The organism is Streptomyces sp. NPDC045022, from assembly GCF_056432605.1.
Window position 1 is genome coordinate 196,645 of sequence record NZ_JBWKIR010000010.1, and the last position, 14,325, is coordinate 210,969.

At 71.9% G+C, this 14,325-nt stretch carries 12 protein-coding genes and 4 pseudogenes; 12 read left to right on the top strand and 4 right to left on the bottom strand.

All coding sequences use genetic code 11. The features are described from left to right. Positions 1 to 45: 45 nt before the first annotated feature. Positions 46 to 816: a DeoR/GlpR family DNA-binding transcription regulator gene (locus AC07C1_RS20095; protein WP_478940880.1), complete on the bottom strand. Its 771-nt coding sequence runs from the start codon at positions 814 to 816 to the stop codon at positions 46 to 48. Positions 817 to 1,090: 274 nt separating this feature from the next. Then, entirely contained in the window at positions 1,091 to 1,900 is an 810-nt protein-coding gene (locus tag AC07C1_RS20100; protein ID WP_478940700.1) for an NAD-dependent epimerase/dehydratase family protein, read from the bottom strand. A gap of 236 nt (positions 1,901 to 2,136) precedes the next feature. Here AC07C1_RS20100 and AC07C1_RS20105 point away from each other — a divergent pair, with 236 nt between their 5' ends. Both AC07C1_RS20105 and AC07C1_RS20110 read left to right on the top strand, forming a co-directional pair. Beyond that, positions 2,137 to 3,078, top strand: a complete 942-nt coding sequence (locus tag AC07C1_RS20105) for a 5-dehydro-4-deoxyglucarate dehydratase (protein ID WP_478940702.1) — start codon at positions 2,137 to 2,139, stop codon at positions 3,076 to 3,078. After that, on the top strand, positions 3,075 to 4,238 hold the full coding sequence (locus AC07C1_RS20110; RefSeq protein ID WP_478940704.1) for a hypothetical protein: 1,164 nt from the start codon (positions 3,075 to 3,077) through the stop codon (positions 4,236 to 4,238). Before AC07C1_RS20105 ends, AC07C1_RS20110 begins: the two co-directional genes overlap by 4 nt. On the opposite strand, the pseudogene AC07C1_RS20115 reads toward AC07C1_RS20110, so the two are convergent. Beyond that, positions 4,175 to 4,531 (bottom strand): annotated as a pseudogene (locus AC07C1_RS20115) (MFS transporter); the annotation flags it as partial. The gene AC07C1_RS20110 and the pseudogene AC07C1_RS20115 sit on opposite strands and share 64 nt — an antisense overlap. Before the next feature lie 296 nt (positions 4,532 to 4,827). On the opposite strand from AC07C1_RS20115, the gene AC07C1_RS20120 reads away from it, so the two are divergent. The 9 genes and pseudogenes from AC07C1_RS20120 to AC07C1_RS20160 all read left to right on the top strand — a co-directional run bounded on the left by AC07C1_RS20120 (position 4,828) and on the right by AC07C1_RS20160 (position 11,756). Then, positions 4,828 to 5,409 carry a TIGR03086 family metal-binding protein gene (locus tag AC07C1_RS20120; protein ID WP_478940706.1) on the top strand — a complete coding sequence of 194 codons (582 nt, stop codon included), beginning with the start codon at positions 4,828 to 4,830 and terminating at the stop codon, positions 5,407 to 5,409. A gap of 83 nt (positions 5,410 to 5,492) precedes the next feature. Next, a complete protein-coding gene (locus AC07C1_RS20125; RefSeq protein ID WP_478940707.1) occupies positions 5,493 to 5,870 on the top strand; it encodes a hypothetical protein in 378 nt (125 codons plus the stop codon). 29 nt (positions 5,871 to 5,899) lie between these two features. Next, a complete protein-coding gene (locus tag AC07C1_RS20130; RefSeq protein WP_478940709.1) occupies positions 5,900 to 6,661 on the top strand; it encodes an MBL fold metallo-hydrolase in 762 nt (253 codons plus the stop codon). 130 nt (positions 6,662 to 6,791) lie between these two features. Next, positions 6,792 to 7,457 (top strand): GntR family transcriptional regulator, encoded by a 666-nt coding sequence (locus AC07C1_RS20135; protein ID WP_478940710.1) that lies wholly within the window; start codon positions 6,792 to 6,794, stop codon positions 7,455 to 7,457. Beyond that, entirely contained in the window at positions 7,454 to 8,365 is a 912-nt protein-coding gene (locus AC07C1_RS20140) for a dihydrodipicolinate synthase family protein (RefSeq protein WP_478940712.1), read from the top strand. The genes AC07C1_RS20135 and AC07C1_RS20140 overlap by 4 nt, the downstream gene beginning before the upstream one ends. After that, on the top strand, positions 8,362 to 10,113 hold the full coding sequence (gene araD, locus AC07C1_RS20145) for an L-arabinonate dehydratase (protein WP_478940714.1): 1,752 nt from the start codon (positions 8,362 to 8,364) through the stop codon (positions 10,111 to 10,113). Before AC07C1_RS20140 ends, araD begins: the two co-directional genes overlap by 4 nt. Further along, positions 10,056 to 10,370 (top strand): annotated as a pseudogene (locus AC07C1_RS20150) (carbohydrate ABC transporter permease); the annotation flags it as partial. The gene araD and the pseudogene AC07C1_RS20150, both read left to right, overlap by 58 nt. Further along, a pseudogene (locus AC07C1_RS20155) lies at positions 10,361 to 10,807 on the top strand (pectinesterase); the annotation flags it as partial. The pseudogenes AC07C1_RS20150 and AC07C1_RS20155, both read left to right, overlap by 10 nt. A gap of 151 nt (positions 10,808 to 10,958) precedes the next feature. Then, entirely contained in the window at positions 10,959 to 11,756 is a 798-nt protein-coding gene (locus AC07C1_RS20160; RefSeq protein WP_478940715.1) for an HAD family acid phosphatase, read from the top strand. Positions 11,757 to 12,486: 730 nt separating this feature from the next. Here AC07C1_RS20160 and AC07C1_RS20165 read toward each other — a convergent pair. Further along, a pseudogene (locus tag AC07C1_RS20165) lies at positions 12,487 to 12,633 on the bottom strand (SigE family RNA polymerase sigma factor); the annotation flags it as partial. 220 nt (positions 12,634 to 12,853) lie between these two features. Here AC07C1_RS20165 and AC07C1_RS20170 point away from each other — a divergent pair. Further along, complete coding sequence (locus tag AC07C1_RS20170) at positions 12,854 to 14,305, top strand: NCS2 family permease (protein ID WP_478940717.1); 1,452 nt, start codon at positions 12,854 to 12,856, stop codon at positions 14,303 to 14,305. Positions 14,306 to 14,325: the final 20 nt, after the last annotated feature.

Here is a 14,325-nt window from a genome sequence, read left to right on the forward strand (position 1 = left end):
GGCGCCCGGAGGTGTGGAACGCCCCCAGGGGGACGAGTGGGGAGTTCAGACCCGGATGACCTGCGGGCCCAGCAGGGAGTAACGGTGGGCCTCGGCGGCCGGGAGCAGGGTGCTCGTCACGATCGCCGCCAGCGCGCCGACCTCGGCGAACCGGCAGAAGCTGACCGCGCCGAACTTGGTGTGCACGCCCGCGAACACGGTCCGCCGCGCGGCCCGGATCGCCTGCGCCTTGACCTCGCTGACCGCCGGGTCGGGCGTGGTCAGGCCGTGTTCGCGGGAGATGCCGTTGGCCCCGATGTAGGCGAGGTCGACGACGAAGCCGGCCAGCATCTTCGTCGTCCAGTGGTCGACGGTGGCGAGCGTGCCCGGGCGGACCCGGCCGCCGAGCAGCAGCACCGAGATGTGCTCGGCCTCAGCGAGGGCGCCCGCGACCGGCAGGGACGCGGTGACCACGGTCAGCGGCCGGTCCCTCGGCAGTGCCTCGGCGATGAGCTGCGGGGTGAAGCCCTCGTCGACGAAGACGGTCTCGGCGTCCCCGAGCAGCTCGGCGGCGGCGGCCGCGATCCTGCGTTTCTCGGGCACATGGCTGGTGGCGCGGAAGGAGAGCGTCGTCTCGAAGCCGGCGCTCTCCACCGGACAGGCGCCCCCGTGGGTGCGGCGGAGCAGGCCGTGGTCCTCCAGGGCGCGCAGATCGCGCCGGACGGTCTCCTTGGCCACGTCCAGCTCGGCGGCGAGCGCGGTGACGTCGACCGAGCCGGTGGCGCGCGCGGCCCGCACGATCTCGCGCCGGCGTTCTTCCGCCGTCCTTGTGCCCATCTCGTCACCCACTTCCCCGCGGAGCTGCCCGTTCGGGCCCATGGGGGAAGTTCTACAGCGGGTGCGCGGCGCTGACCAGGCCTGTTGCGGATCCGATGCTGCCCGGGTGCGCCCGCTTGCCGCGCGATGTGCCCGCCGCGGACCTGCGGCGCCGTGCGCCGCGGGGTGGGAGCGGGCGCCGTGCATGCCCGAACACGGTGGCGGGCGGGCCCGTTCGGTGCCCGCCCGCCGCTGTGAGCGATCCTTTTCCGCCGTCGCGACGCAGTCGCGCGGGTCAGTAGGGCCAGATCGGCGGGTCGCTGACGAAGTGCCCGCCCAGGTGGCTGTGGGCCGGGTTCCGCGGGTCCAGATCGCCCTGCTCGGCGATCAGCTTCCCGGCGTACGGCTCGGAGTCGTCCTGCGGCTCGTAGCCGAGTGCCCGTGCGGTCGTGAGGTCCCACCACAGGCGCGTGTTGGCGGAGGAGCCGTAGACCACCGTGTGGCCGACGTGCTCCGCGGTCAGGGCCGCGTGGAAGAGGCGGGCGCCGTCGGCCGGGCTCATCCACACCGAGAGCATGCGCACGCTGGTCGGCTCGGGGAAGCAGGAGCCGATGCGCACCGAGACGGTCTCCAGGCCGTGCTTGTCCCAGTAGAGCTGGGCCAGGTCCTCGCCGAAGGACTTCGACAGGCCGTAGAAGGTGTCCGGGCGGTGCGGGGTGTCGACCGGGATGAGCGGATCGCCCGCGCCCGGGGCCGGGGTGAAGCCGACGGCGTGGTTGGAGGAGGCGAAGACGATCCGGGGCACGCCTTCCAGGCGGGCGGCCTCGTACAGGTTGTAGGTGCCCTCGATGTTCGACTTCAGGATCTTCTCGAAGGATGCCTCCAGGGAGATCCCGGCGAGGTGGATGATCGCGTCCACCCCGCGCACCGCCTCGCGCACCGCCTCCTTGTCGGAGAGGTCCGCGGTGATCGCGTCCGGCTCGCCGTCGACGGGGCGCATGTCGAACAGGCGCAGCGAGTGGCCGTAGCCGGGCAGCAGGGACCGCATCAGGGAGCCGACCCCGCCGGTGGCGCCGGTGAGCAGAACGGTGCGGGGAGCGGGCATTCTCGGTCTCCTTGGCGGTCAACGGCCGTATGTGTGGACCGTATGTGTGGACGAAATTCACATGCATGGACACGCTAGGGAGCGGCGACATGCCTCGTCAAGTGTGCCGTGACAGGGTGGAATCCGCCGCTGTCTTGCCTCTTGATGCGCTTGACCCGCTCCGACGCGGACCCGTAGCGTGAGTTCGTTCAGAAACATAGACAACGGTCAGAAGCATGCACCGACAGGGAGCGCCCGTGACGCCAGCCCCTCTCGCCGCCCGGCTCCGCGATCCGAGCGGGCCGCTGTTCTTCCCCGTCACGGCCTACGGCCCCGACGGCTCACTCGACCTCGACGTCTACCGCACCCATGTGCGCCGGGGGGTCGCGGCCGGTGCCGCCGCCGTGTTCGCCTGCTGCGGCACCGGGGAGTTCCACGCGCTGCTGCCGGAGGAGTTCCAGGCCTGCGTCCGGGTGGCGGTGGAGGCGGCCGAGGGCCGCGTCCCGGTCGTCGCGGGCGCCGGCTACGGCACCGCGCTCGCCGTCCGCTACGCACGTCTCGCCGCGGACGCGGGCGCCGACGGCCTCCTCGCGATGCCGCCGTACCTCGTGCTCGCCGGCCAGGAGGGACTGCTGCGGCACTACCGGGAGGTCGCCGCGGCCACCGCCCTGCCGGTCATCGTCTACCAGCGTGACAACGCGGTCTTCACCCCGCGGACCGTGGTCGAACTCGCCCGCACCGACGGCGTCATCGGCCTCAAGGACGGCCTCGGTGACCTCGACCTGATGCAGCGGATCGTCAGCGCCGTCCGCACCGAGGCCCCCGGCGACTTCCTGTACTTCAACGGCCTGCCCACCGCCGAGCAGACCCAGCTCGCCTACCGCGCCCTCGGCATCACCCTGTACTCCTCGGCCGTGTTCTGCTTCGCCCCGGAGATCGCCCTCGCCTTCCACCGTGCCCTGGAGACGGGCGACACGACCACCGTCCAGCACCTCCTGGACGGTTTCTACCGCCCGTTCGTCGAACTGCGCGCCCAGGGCCGGGGCTACGCCGTCTCCCTCGTCAAGGCCGGCGTACGGCTGCGCGGCCTGGACGTCGGCGAGGTCCGGCCCCCGCTGCACGAGCCGGGCGAGGACCATGTCAAACAGCTCGCTCAGCTGATCGAGCGTGGGTACGCGCTGCTGGAGGAGGACGCGTGAAGGCGTCGGCGTTCGTCTACCCCTGGGACGTCAACGGGGACCCGGAGGCGCCCGCGCGCATCGCGGGTACCGGCGTGGAGCAGGTGACCCTGGCCGCCGCCTACCACTCCACCCGGACCCTGACCCCCCGCCACCCGCGCCACCGCATCGTCACCGCCGAGTACGCGGCCGTCCTGTATCCGCCGGGCGACCGCTGGGCGGGCCGCGGCCTGCGCCCGTACCCCGCCGGCCGCTGGGCCCCCGGCAACGCGTACGGCGAGGCCGCCGAGGCCCTCACCGGCGCCGGTCTGGAGGTGCACACCTGGGTCGTCCTCGCCCACAACTCCCGGCTGGGCGCCGAGCATCCGGACACCTCGGTCGTCAACGCCTACGGGGACCGCTACCCGTGGGCCCCCTGCATCGCCCAGCCCGCCACACGCGCGTACCTGGTCGACCTGGCCGCCGAGGCCGCCGTACGCCCCGGCGCCCACGGCACCGAGCTGGAGTCCCTCGGCTGGTACGGGCTCCAGCACCTGCACGCCCACGACAAGACCTCCGGCGTGGGCCTCGGGGACGCCGGGCAGTACCTGATGTCCCTGTGCTTCTGCCCGTCCTGCCGCGCCGGCTACGGCGGACAGGGCCTCGACGCCGACGAGCTGGCGGCGGCCGTGCGGACCGCGCTGGAGCCGCTGTGGCGGGGCGCGGCGGACGACGAGGGCTGGCCCACGGCCGAGAAGCTGCTCGGCCAGGACACGGCGGCCGCCACGCGCGCGTGGCGCGAGCGGACCGCCCGCACCCTCCAGGAGGAGGCCGTCGCCGCCGTACGCGCCGCCGCGTCCGACGCCTTCCAGATCCTGCTGCACGCCGACCCCGTCTCCTACCACTGCGGCGCCAACGCGGGCGTCGATCCCGCCCACATCCTGTCGGTGGCCGACGGCGTGGTGGTGCCCTGCACGGGAGGTACGGCGCTGCTGGCACCGTTCGCCGAACGGGCGCGGGAACGGACGGTGCTGGCCGCAAACCTCACGGTCGTCACCGGCATGGGCGGCAGTCCCGGCACGCTCGCATCGGACGCGGCACGCGCGCGTGCCGAGGGGGCCACGGAACTGCGGCTGTATCACGCCGGGTTGGCGTCGGACGGCGACCTGGCGGCGGTGCGGGAGGCGCTGTCCGCCCGCTGAGCCAGCGGGACCGCCGTCAGGACCAGCGCGAGGCCGTAGATCGGCAACAGCAGCCCGGTACCGGCCAGTTCGACCAGGCCGGCCCCGAGGGCGAGGCCGAGCACGTTCGGGGTGAAGATCAGCGTGTTGGCGGTGGCCGTCGCGCGGCCCAGCAGCGGGCCGGGGGTCTCGTGCTGGACGGCGGTGAACGCGGCGATCAGCACGCAGGGCAGGCCCAGACCGCTGGCCACACCCGACACCAGGGCCACCGCGTCCGACGGCACGGCCCGCGCGGCCACCGCGGCCCCCGTGAGGTCCTTGACCCACACACCCGACGCCAGCCACAGCGAGGAGGTGCCGAAGGCGGACACCACCAGGCCGATGAGGTACAGCCCCGCATTGCGGTCCCGCAGGACGCGGACCACGGTCCAGGAAGTCGTCATGCCCGGCCATCGTGGGCCTGAGGCGGGGACCTCGGGATCGGTCAGGTGCTCTAGGTGTGCCGTCCCGGGACTGAATTTCCGAGCGACCCTTCGTGACACCGATGAGTTCCGGGGAGCCAAGCGGTCAGTCCTCCGTACGAGAAGCGCAACCCCCGAGGAGTGAGGGCATGACCATGGTGGATCTCGGCCCGCAGACCAGGATCGTGGCGCGGCTCGCGGAGTCCGTGGCCGACGCGCAGCTGACGGCCGTCACGCCGTGCCCGGACTGCGCGGTGCGGAACCTGCTGGGGCACATCCTGATGTTGTCCGTGGCCTTCCGGGACGCGGCCCGCAAGGACCTCGGCGCGACGACCGACACGAACCCGAACGCCGCCGCCCCGGACATCGGCCCCGGCTGGCGCGAGGAGCTGCCCAAGGCGCTGGACGACCTGGCCGACGCCTGGCGCGACCCGGCCGCCTGGACCGGCGGCACCCGGGCCGGCGGGGGGGACCTGCCGGGCGCGGTCGCGGGCGCCGTCGTCGCCGACGAACTGGTGATCCACGGCTGGGACCTGGCCCGTGCCACCGGCCAGGACTACGCCCCGGACCCGGCCGCCCTGGAATCGGCCCACGGCTTCCTCCTCGCCGCCGCCGACGACCCCGGCCGCGGCAACGGCCTGTTCGGCCCGGTCGTCCCGGTCCCGGCGGACGCACCGCTGCTGGACCGGGCGGTTGGACTGAGTGGGCGGGACCCGGGGTGGCGGCCGTAGCAGCGGCACTGAGTAGGAGGACAGGTACGGCATGAGTACCCCGGCCGGTGTGCCGGGCCCGGCGGTGCCGGTTCGATGACCACATGACGACACAGCACATCGCGACGGTGCCGGGCCCGGCGGCCGGGAAGGAACGGGATCCCCGGGGCTGGGTGGCGCCCGCGGTGGCGACGGCCCTGATGGTTCCGCTCGGCCCGCTCGCCCTCCTCTTCGGCGGACTGTCCGCCATGGCCACGGACAGCTGTGGCCCCGACGACTGCTCGGCCGCCCTGGACACGGCGCTGACCTGTATCTACGGCATGCTCCTCCTCGGCGGCCCGCTCTCGTTCGCGGCCCTGCTCACCGCGTGGCTGCTGCCCTGGAAGCGACGCTGGTCGGCGGCGCGCGTCTGGGCGGCCCTGCTCGCCCTGGTGCCGCCGCTGTCCGTGCTGTACCTGGTGTTCACGCTTCCGGCGCCCTGACCGGACCTCTCCGTCGTACGCTCGCTCCCATGCCGCTCACCCTCACCGTCCTCGGCACCGCCTCCCCCCACCCGGGCCCCGACCGGCCGTGCTCCGGGTACCTGCTGTCCGGCGGGGGCGCCGAGGTGTGGGTGGACGCGGGCCCCGGGACGTTCGCCGCGTTGCAGCGGCACACGGACCCCGCGCGGCTCACCGCGATCTGGATCTCGCACCTGCACGCCGACCACAGCGCCGACCTGCTCGCGGCCGCCTACGCGTTCGCCTACGGCGGGATGACCCCGCCCGCGCCGGTCCCGGTGTACGCCCCACCGGACTGCGCCCGTCGGCTGGCCGGCTTCTTCGGGCGACCGGACGTCGACTTCCTGAAGGGCGTCCTCGACTTCCGGGACCTGTACGACGGCCACGACGTCCGGCACTGGAACCTCCGCCTCGCCGCCCGCGCCGTCGCCCACGACACCGAGGCGTACGGGCTGCGCGCCGAGTGCCAGGGGAGCGTACTGGCGTACTCCGGGGACAGCGGGCCCTGCCCGGCCCTCGCCGAACTCGCCTCCCGCGCGGACCTGTTCCTGTGCGAGGCGGACATCGACGAGCATCGCGAAGGCGAAGCATCGCAACAGGTGCATCTGACGCCCGAGGACGCCGGCCGGATCGCCCGCGACGCCCGCGTGCGCGAGCTGCTCGTCACGCATGTTGGGCCCACGCTGACCCGCGAGGCGGCCGCCGCCCGCGCCGCCGCCGTCTCCGGCCGGCCCACGCACATGGCGGTCGAAGACGGCACCCGCACCGTCTGAGCGTCTCCGCCCCGCAGCCCGGCTTCCTTTGTCAGAAGCATTGACGAAACGCGGGCCCCCTCCTACCTTCAACGCGTCGTACTTCGTACGTCATATATGAGACGCGATATGTGAGATCCGAGAGGGCCGCATGACCTCTGTGCCCATCCCGATCCCGTCCCGCACGCAATACGTGCTGGACGCGATCAGGCACCGCATCCTGACGGGGCAGCTGACGCCCGGCCAGGCCCTGGTCGAGACGGAGCTGGCCGCGCAGTTCGGGGTGTCCAAGACCCCGGTGCGGGAGGCCCTGAAGACGCTCGCCGGGACCGGCCTGGTCGTGATGAGCCAGTACAAGGGCGTCACGGTGCGCAGGGTGGACGCGGACATGGCACGCGAGGTCTACGACGTGCGGCTGCTGCTGGAGCCGGAGGCCCTGCGGCGGGCGGTGCGGCGCGGGGCGTCCCTCGAAGACGCCCGCGACGCGCTGACCCGCGCCGGCGACGCCACCGACACCGCCGAACGCTCGCTCGCCAACCGGGAGTTCCACCGCGCCCTCTACCTGCCCTGCGGCAACCCGCTGCTCGGCCGGATGCTGGACGAGGTCCGCGACCAGGCCGCCCTCGTCTCCGCCGTCGCCTGGGCGGCCGACCCGTCCTGGGAGCGGGAGGCCACCGAGCACCGGGAGATCCTGCGGCTGGCGCTCGCCGGTGACGCGGACGGCGCCGCAACCGCCCTGTACGCACACATCGCGTCCTTCGTACGGCGAGCTTTCCCCTCGGGCACCGAGCCCCAGCCAGAGGAAGGTCATCAATGAGCAGCGTGACGTTCGAGACCCAGCGGGCGGCCCTGGCCGACGTGGTGGCCATCCCGGTGACCCCCTTCGCCGAGGACGGCTCCGTCGACCGGGACACCCACCGGGCCGTGCTGCGTCGCCTGCTCGACGGCGGGATCGGCACCCTCACCCCCAACGGCAACACCGGCGAGTTCTACGCCCTCACCCCCGAAGAGCACCGCCTCGTCACCGAGTCGACCGTCGAGGAGGCGGGCGGCCGTGCGGTGATCCTCGTCGGCGTCGGGCACGACGTGCCCACCGCGATCGCCTCCGCCCGGCACGCCCGCGATCTCGGCGCCCAGATGGTCATGGTCCACCAGCCCGTCCACCCGTATGTCTCGGCCGCCGGCTGGGTCGACTACCACCGCGCCATCGCCGAGGCGGTCCCCGAGCTGGGCGTGGTGCCGTACCTCCGCAACGCCCAGCTGCCCGGCGCCCGCCTCGCCGAACTCGCCGACCACTGCCCGAACGTCATCGGCGTCAAGTACGCCGTCCCGGATGCCGCACGGTTCGCGGCCTTCGCGCGGGACGCGGGCCTCGACCGGTTCGTCTGGGTCGCCGGTCTCGCCGAGCCGTACGCCCCCTCCTACTTCTCCGCGGGCGCCACCGGCTTCACCTCCGGGCTGGTGAACGTCGCCCCGGCCGTTTCGCTGAACATGCTCGAAGCGCTTCGATCCGGTGACTACCCCGCCGCCATGAAGATCTGGGAGCGCATCCGCCGCTTCGAGGAGCTGCGCGCTGCTCACGGCTCCGCCAACAACGTCACCGTCGTCAAGGAGGCGCTCGCCGCGCTCGGCCTGTGCCGCCGGGACGTCCGCCCGCCGAGCAAGCCGCTGCCCGAGGACGAGCGGGCCGAGGTCGCCGCCATCGCCGCCGGATGGTCGATATGAACGCACCCCGCGAAAAGGACGCACCCCGCAAGCGCCCTCAGGACCTGAGAAGCCACCAGTGGTACGGCACCGACGGCCTGCGCTCCTTCAGCCACCGCGCCCGCACCCGCCAGCTCGGCTACCTGCCCGAGGAGCACCTCGGCAAGCCGGTCATCGCCATTCTCAACACCTGGTCCGACATCAACCCCTGCCACGTCCACCTCCGTGACCGAGCCCAGGCCGTCAAGCGCGGAGTGTGGCAGGCGGGCGGCTTCCCCCTCGAGTTCCCGGTCTCCACGCTCAGCGAGACCTTCCAGAAGCCGACCCCGATGCTCTACCGCAACATGCTCGCGATGGAGACGGAGGAGCTGCTGCGGTCGTACCCGGTGGACGGCGCCGTGCTGATGGGCGGCTGCGACAAGTCCACGCCCGCCCTGCTGATGGGTGCCGCCTCCGTGGATCTGCCGGCCGTCTTCGTGCCGGCCGGGCCCATGCTCCCGGGGCACTGGCGCGACGAGGTGCTCGGCTCCGGTACCGACATGTGGAAGTACTGGGACGACAAGCGGGCCGGCCTCATCGGCGACTGCGAGATGACCGAACTGGAGAGCGGCCTGGCCCGCTCACCCGGCCACTGCATGACCATGGGTACGGCGTCCACGCTCACCGCCGCCGCCGAGGCGCTCGGCGTGACCGTGCCCGGTGCGTCCAGCATCCCGGCGGTGGACTCCGGACACGACCGGATGGCCGCCAAGGCGGGCCTGACGATCGTCCAACTGGTCCACCGGGACCGGAAGCTGAGCGAGATCCTCACCCGCGAGGCCTTCGAGGACGCCGTGACGACCGTCCTGGGCCTCGGTGGCTCCACCAACGCCGTGATCCACCTGATCGCCATGGCGGGCCGGGCCGGAGTCCGGCTCACCCTGGACGACTTCGACCGCATCGCCCGCACGGTCCCGGTCCTCGCCGACGTCCGCCCCGGCGGACAGCGCTACCTCATGGAGGACTTCCACTTCGCGGGCGGCCTGCCCGGCTTCCTCTCCCGGATCCCCGATCTGCTCCACCTGGACCGGCCGACGGTCTCGTACAACACCCTGCGCGAGCAGTTGAGGGGCGCACAGGTGCACAACGACGACGTCATCCGGCCCCGCGGCAACCCGGTCGCGGCAGAGGGCGGAGTCGCGGTCCTGCGCGGCAACCTCTGCCCGGACGGCGCCGTCATCAAGCACATCTCCGCCGAACCCCGGCTGCTCGAGCACACCGGTCCGGCCGTCGTCTTCGACGACTACCGGACGATGCAGCGCACCATCAACGACCCCTCGCTCGGCATCACCGCCGACAGCGTGCTGGTGCTGCGCAACGCCGGGCCCAAGGGCGGCCCCGGCATGCCCGAGTACGGCATGCTGCCGATCCCCGAGCACCTGCTCAAGCAGGGCGTGCGGGACATGGTCCGGATCTCCGACGCCCGGATGAGCGGCACGAGTTACGGCGCCTGCGTGCTGCACGTGGCGCCGGAGTCGTACGTCGGCGGACCGCTGGCGCTGGTGCGCACCGGCGACTCCATCACCCTGGACGTCGACGCCCGCACCCTTCATCTCCACGTGGACGACGCGGAGCTGGCACGCAGGCGGGCCGAGTGGACCCCGCCGCCAGCCCGTTACGCGCGCGGTTACGGCGCGCTCCACAACGAGCAGATCACGCAGGCCGACACCGGCTGCGACTTCGAGTTCCTGGCCCGCCCGGGCACGGTCCCGGACCCGTACGCCGGCTGACCCACCCCCATGCCGGGAAGCACCTCACCCATGGACATGTAGCAAGCGCTTCCTGCACTCCCTATCGCGAACGGAGAACAGTCATGGCCCAAGCCGCAGCCGTGGCGAAACCGCCCGCGCCCCGGCGGCGCCGTGCCTCCGCGACCCCGCGCAGGCTGCCGTACCTGCTGATGCTGGGCTTCATCGCCTACCCGGTGCTCAGCGTCTTCTACTACAGCCTGCAGAACTACAACCCCACCAAGCCGTGGCGGAACGGGTGTACGAGCACTGCCACTTCCACACCCTGAACCGGACGGACCTGGCCACAGCACCCTACGGCTTCGTCTTCGCGCCCTCCACGGCCGTCGCCAACCCGCGCGGCTACCTGGTCCCGCGCAGCAGGGTCACCAGCGAGGCCCCGGACGCCCACTACAAGCTGGCCCGCCCCTGGGTGCCCGGCTCCGACCGCACCGCCCGCCCGATGTTCACCGTCCGCGACACCTGGCTCGGCCCGGGCATCGACGCGGTCGCCCCCTACGCCGACATGTCGGCCACCTACCCCTGGCAGGACCAGCGGTTCGCCGAGTACCGCAACACCGGCCCCGGCGCGGCCGTCACCGCCGCGGAGAACCGGCCCCACCTGACGGACGCACAGGCCCGGTCGGCGACCAGGACGGCCTACCTCGGGGGCTGGGCACCCTGGAAGGAGTGCTGATCGTGCCGTTTCGCAGACACCCGCACAGTGAGCAGGGCCGCCTCCCTCGGCTGCGTATCGATCGGATAACAAGGCTCCCCGTGTAGGTGTGATGCGCGTAGACAGTCTGTGACCTGGTACATCACTCCCATTCACCAGATCCGGAGAATCCATGCGGAAGTCCCTCAAGGCGGTCGCGGCCGGCGCCGTCTGTGTCGTTGCCGGCGCGGCGCTGTACGGCGCGGGCGCGGCCACCGCCGGTCAGTCGACGGCGAACTCCACCCACGAGCCCTACAACATCGGGCAGTTGGTGAAGGACATCGACACCTACTACGGCACCACCGCCGACGGCAACGGCGTCTACCAGGCGTCCCCGGACAGCCCGTACGCCAAGGACCTGGCGCGCATCGACGCCGACGCCAGGCACTACATCGACAAGACGGCCCGCAAGGCGCACCGGCACGGCGAGAAGCCGGCCGTCGTCTTCGACATCGACGACACGCTGCTGCTCAGCCTCGACTACGAGAAGCGCTACAACTACACGTACAACGGCACCACATGGGCCGACTACGTGAACCGCGCCGACCGCCCCGCCGTCTTCGGCACCCCCGAGCTGGTCCGGTACGCCGAGTCCAAGGGCGTCGAGGTCTTCTACAACTCCGGTCTCAGCGAGGCGCAGCGCACCGCCGCCGTGGCGAACCTGAAGAAGGTCGGCGCCGATGTGAACCTCGACGCCGACCACATGTTCCTCAAGGACAAGGCCAACCCGCCGGCCTACCTGGGTGACTGCGCCACCCCGGGCACCTGGAACTGCACGACCGTCCAGTACAAGTCCGGCACCCGCGAGCACATCGAGGACGACCTCGGGTACGAGATCATCGCCAACTTCGGCGACCAGTACTCGGACCTGGACGGCGGCTACGCCGACCGTACCTACAAGCTGCCGAACCCGACGTACTTCGTCAGCTGAGTCCTTCCGGGCAGGCGGCGAGCAGCCGCTCGTACTCGGCCCCCGTCACCGGCAGCACCGTGCCGTGGCGGGGGCCGGCCGGCAGCTCGTACATCCCGGCCGGCGGGATCGGTACGGCGGCGGCCGGGCACCCGGAGCGGATGGGTGCATTCCTCGCGCTTGCCTCCGCCGCCTGCTACGGCCTCGTCGACTTCGCCGGCGGGCTGCTGTCCCGTCGACGCACTTCGGTGCCATGAGCGTCGTGGTACCGGTGAGCGCCGTCACCGGAGTGGCCCTGTCCGTCGTGTGCGGTGTGCTCTTTCTGCACGACCGGCCGAGCCCGCCGGCCTGGCTGGGCATCTGCGTCACCGTGCCCGCCCTGTGGCTGGTCGCCGGTGGCGGCAGGGGACATGACGACCCGGCAGCCTCCGGGCGGCGGCCGGCGGCCGGCGGACGGCCTGGCGGCGAGCCTCGGGGTGGCCGTCCAGTATCTCGGGCTCGCCCAGGCGGATCCGGCGAGCGGTCTGTGGCCCGTGGCGGCCGGCCGGCTCGCCGCGGTCCTCCTCCTGCTGCCGGGCGCCGGCCGGCACGCCGCCCGCTTCCGGCAGCCCGCCGGGCGCCTCGGCCTGGCCGTCCTGATCGGAGCGGGAGCGGCGCTCGGCCTGATCCTCTACCTCTGGTCGACCCGGCAGCAGATGCTTGCCGTGGCGGTCGTCCTGGCCTCCCTGTACCCGGCCGTGCCGACGGTCCTCAGCGCCAGCAACGCGTCCGCGGCCAGGTCGTCGGCGGCGTCCGCTTCACCGGTCAGGAGGTGGGCGAGACGGGAGAGTTCCGCGTAGTGCTGTTCGAAGAAGGCACGGAACTCCACGGAGGCGGCGTCATCGACGACTGTGCCCACGGGTCTCTCCTCGCAGCGGTCCTCCGGCGTCGAACAGCCGTGCGCCGGAACGAGATGCGGAACTGTACCAGTGATCACCATGGACTCGTGCGGGTCCTCGAACAGCGTATGGCTGCCCGAACCCGATTCCGTAACACGGGGAAAACCTGAAACAGGTTCGACGAGGGAACAATCCAGCCAGCATCAGCGCACCGAACACCAGGCACCGAGGAGTTGGACCATGTCCGAGACGCAGAAGGTGGATCAGCGTCCGAGCGCCGCGCCACCCGCGCGGTACGGCGTCGACCGGTACTTCCGGATCTCCGAGCGGGGATCCACGTACGGCCGGGAGATACGCGGCGGCTTCGCCACGTTCTTCACCATGGCCTACATCCTTGTCCTGAACCCGATCATCCTGGGCAGCGCCAAGGACAAGTTCGGCCACTCCCTCGACACCGGCCAACTCGTCACCGCCACCGCGCTGGTGGCCTGTGTGATGACGATCGTCATGGGCGTCGGCGGCAATCTCCCGCTCGCGATCGCCGCCGGCCTCGGCCTCAACGCCGTCGTCGCCTTCCAGCTCGCCCCGCTGATGAGCTGGTCCGACGCGATGGGCCTGGTCGTCCTCGAGGGCCTGGTCATCTGCCTCCTGGTCCTCACCGGGCTGCGTGAAGCGATCATGAACGCGATCCCGCACCAGCTGAAGCAGGCGATCGGCGTCGGCATCGGCCTGTTCATCGCCTTCATCGGCTTCGTCGACGCCGGGTTCGTCAGCCGCATCCCCGATGCCGCGCACACCACCGTGCCCGTGCAACTCGGCGCCGTCGGGCGCCTCACCGGCTGGCCGGTCCTCGTCTTCTGCCTCGGCGTGCTGCTCACCATCGCGCTGCTCGCCCGCAAGGTGAAGGGCGCGATCCTCATCAGCATCGTGACGATGACCGTCGTCGCGATCGTCATCGACGCCGTCGCCGACATCAAGAGCTGGGGACTGACCACGCCCGAGGTGCCGGACCGGATCGTCGCCGCCCCGGACTTCGGACTGGTCGGCCACTTCAGCCTGTTCGGCGGCTTCGCCAAGGCCGGCGTGCTCACCGCCGTCCTGCTGGTCTTCACCCTCATCCTGTCGGACTTCTTCGACGCCATGGGCACCATCGTCGGCATCAGCGCCGAGGCCGGGCTGCTGGACGAGAAGGGACAGGTGCCCGGCCTCGGCCGCGTCCTGTTCATCGACGGCGCCGCCGCCGTGGCCGGCGGTCTCGGTTCCGCCTCCTCCAACACCGCCTACATCGAGTCCGCCGCCGGCGTGGGCGAGGGCGCCCGCACCGGTTTGGCCAACCTCGTCACCGGCGGCCTCTTCGGCCTCGCCCTCTTCCTCACCCCGCTGCTCACCATCGTCCCGCTGCAGGCGGCGGCGCCCGCGCTGATCGCGGTGGGCTTCCTGATGATGACCCACGTCAAGCACATCGACTGGGACAGGTACGAGATCGCCGTACCGGCCTTCCTCACCATCGCCGCGATGCCGTTCACGTACTCCATCACCGACGGCATCGGCGCGGGCTTCGTGTCCTACGTGGTCGTCAAGACGGTCCTGGGCAAGGCGAGGGAGGTCAACTGGCTGCTGTGGGGGGTCTCGGCGCTGTTCCTGGTGTACTTCGCGATCGATCCGGTGGAGCAGGTCCTGGGCGTCAAGTGACCGCCGGGAGGGGCCCCGTG

Excerpts from the sequence above, each read along its gene's own strand:
- araD (WP_478940714.1), top strand. The coding sequence starts at position 8,362 with ATGAACGCACCCCGCGAAAAGGACGCACCCCGCAAGCGCCCTCAGGAC.
- AC07C1_RS20140 (WP_478940712.1), top strand. The coding sequence starts at position 7,454 with ATGAGCAGCGTGACGTTCGAGACCCAGCGGGCGGCCCTGGCCGACGTG.
- AC07C1_RS20100 (WP_478940700.1), bottom strand. The coding sequence starts at position 1,900 with ATGCCCGCTCCCCGCACCGTTCTGCTCACCGGCGCCACCGGCGGGGTC.
- AC07C1_RS20130 (WP_478940709.1), top strand. The coding sequence starts at position 5,900 with ATGCCGCTCACCCTCACCGTCCTCGGCACCGCCTCCCCCCACCCGGGC.
- AC07C1_RS20160 (WP_478940715.1), top strand. The coding sequence starts at position 10,959 with ATGCGGAAGTCCCTCAAGGCGGTCGCGGCCGGCGCCGTCTGTGTCGTT.
- AC07C1_RS20120 (WP_478940706.1), top strand. The coding sequence starts at position 4,828 with ATGACCATGGTGGATCTCGGCCCGCAGACCAGGATCGTGGCGCGGCTC.
- AC07C1_RS20125 (WP_478940707.1), top strand. The coding sequence starts at position 5,493 with ATGACGACACAGCACATCGCGACGGTGCCGGGCCCGGCGGCCGGGAAG.
- AC07C1_RS20095 (WP_478940880.1), bottom strand. The coding sequence starts at position 816 with ATGGGCACAAGGACGGCGGAAGAACGCCGGCGCGAGATCGTGCGGGCC.
- AC07C1_RS20135 (WP_478940710.1), top strand. The coding sequence starts at position 6,792 with ATGACCTCTGTGCCCATCCCGATCCCGTCCCGCACGCAATACGTGCTG.
- AC07C1_RS20170 (WP_478940717.1), top strand. The coding sequence starts at position 12,854 with ATGTCCGAGACGCAGAAGGTGGATCAGCGTCCGAGCGCCGCGCCACCC.